This is a genomic window from Kitasatospora sp. NPDC088346, from assembly GCF_044740765.1.
Taxonomy (GTDB): domain Bacteria; phylum Actinomycetota; class Actinomycetes; order Streptomycetales; family Streptomycetaceae; genus Kitasatospora.
The window spans coordinates 1-2,239 of sequence record NZ_JBIURH010000158.1; the positions used below are offsets into that span (position 1 = coordinate 1).

Annotated in this window: 2 protein-coding genes; both read left to right on the top strand. The window is 70.4% G+C overall.

What is annotated here, in order from left to right:
* Positions 1-1,526 (top strand): sugar ABC transporter ATP-binding protein (locus ACIOFR_RS42110; protein ID WP_401006112.1); only part of this gene is annotated, 1,526 nt, incomplete at its 5' end.
* Positions 1,523-2,239, top strand: a 717-nt coding sequence (locus ACIOFR_RS42115) for an ABC transporter permease (protein ID WP_401006114.1), incomplete at its 3' end; no start/stop codon positions are given. The genes ACIOFR_RS42110 and ACIOFR_RS42115, both read left to right, overlap by 4 nt.

A 2,239-nucleotide genomic window follows, 5' to 3' on the forward strand; every position in this document is an offset into this window, starting at 1 on the left:
CCGTCCGCACCGCGGGGGTCCAGGGGGTCACCAAGCGGTTCGGGGCCGTCCAGGCCCTGACCGGGGTCACCCTGGACTTCCCCGGCGGCCAGGTCACCGCGCTGATGGGGGAGAACGGCGCGGGCAAGTCCACTCTGCTGAAGATCCTCGCCGGCGACCACCAGCCCACCGAGGGCCACGTGGTACTCGACGGGCAGCGCGTCGACCTCAGGTCCCCCGCCGAGGCCCGCGCCGCCGGCATCCGCATCATCCCGCAGGAACCCGAGATCATCCCGCACGTCTCGGTCGCCGAGAACGTCTACGCCGGCGCCCTGCCCCGCGCCACCGGCCGCCGCCTGGACCGTGCGGAACTGCGCCGCCGGATCACCGCCGACCTCGAACGGCTCGGCTTCGCCGGCGTGCTCGACCCCGACCTGCTGGGCTCCCGACTCACCCCCGCCCAACGCCAGCTGGTCGAGATCATGCGGGCCCTCACCGGCGAGGCCAAGGTGATCGCCTTCGACGAACCCACCTCCTCGCTGTCCGAACACGAGGTCGACGCGCTGTTCGCGCTCATCCGGCGGCTGCGCGACGACGGCATCGCCGTCGTCTACGTCTCGCACCGCATGCAGGAGATCTTCCAACTCGCCGACCGCATAGCCGTCCTGCGCGACGGCGCCCTGGTCGGCGTCCAGGACGCCGCCACCACCGACGACAGCGCACTCGTCCGCCTCATGGTCGGCCGCGACCTGTCCGCGATGTTCTCCCGCGAGCACGTCGCCACCGACCGCCTCGTCCTCGACGTCCGCCACGTCACCACCGACGACGTCCACGACATCAGCCTGCAGATCCGCGCCGGCGAGGTCGTCGGCCTGGCCGGACTCATCGGCGCCGGACGCTCCGAACTGGCCCTCGCCCTCGCCGGCGACCTGCCCATCCACAGCGGCACCGTCACCCTCGACGGCAAACGGCTGCGCTCCGGCAACCCCGGCGAGGTGATCCGGGCCGGCCTCGGACTCGCCCCCGAGGAACGCAAGGCCCAAGCCCTGTTCCTGCAGCGCTCCATCCGCGACAACACCTCGCTCGTGGTGCTGGAACGCCTGCGCCGCCTGCGCTTCGTACGCCGCGGCGCCGAACGCGACCTCGCCCAGCAGTACACCGACCGCCTCCGGGTACGCACCCCCTCCATCGAACACGAGGTCCGCAAACTCTCCGGCGGCAACCAGCAGAAAGTCGTCCTCGCCCGCTGGCTGGCCCGCAAACCCAAGGTCCTGATCCTCGACGAGCCCACCCGCGGCATCGACGTCGGCGCCAAGGCCGAGATCTACCAGATCATCGCCGACCTCGCCAAGGAAGGCGTCGCCCTGCTGGTGATCTCCTCCGAACTCCCCGAGGTCCTCGGCCTCGCCGACCGCGTCATCGTCATGCAGGGCGGCCGGATCACCGGCGAACTCGACCGCACGGAAGCCTCCGAGGAAGCAATCCTCGCCCTGGCCATGGCCGACGACCTCAGCGCGCCCACCCCCGCCCCTGGAGCATCCTCATGAGCACCACGACCACCCCTCGGCCGACCGCCACGGGCAAGCCCACGGGCCGCACCGGCACATCCGTCCTCTCCTCCGTCGGCGGGCAGAACCTCAGCCTGATCGGCGCCCTCGTCGCCGTGATGGCCCTCTTCGGCCTCCTCAACGAGAACTACCTCAGCATCTCCAACATCCAGGTGATCGCCGAAGCCGCCACCATCACCGGCCTGCTCGCGATCGTCCAGACCGTCGTCATCATCTGCGGCGGCCTCGACATCTCCGTCGGCTCCCAAGCCGGCGTCGCCTCCGTCGTCAGCGCGATGGCCTTCACCGGCGCGAGCTCCAACGCCTTCGTCGGCATGGCCGCCGCCGTCGGCGTCGGCGTCCTGATCGGCATCCTCAACGGCGTCATCATCGTCTACGGACGCGTCAACCCCACCATCGCCACCCTCGCCGGCCTCGCCGCCTACAAAGGCCTCGCCCAACTCCTCTCCGACGGCCGCGCCCAGGGCTACGTCCTCAACGACGACATCTTCGTCTTCCTCGGCCGCGGCAAGATAGCCGGCCTCCCCGTCATGGTCTGGATCCTCATCGTCGTCGCCCTCGCCGTCCACCTCCTCCTCAAGTACACCGACATCGGCCGCAACATCTACGCCATCGGCGGCAACGACACCGCCGCCCGCCTCGCCGGCATCAACATCAACAAGTACCTCGTCGCCGTCTACGCCCTCATCGGC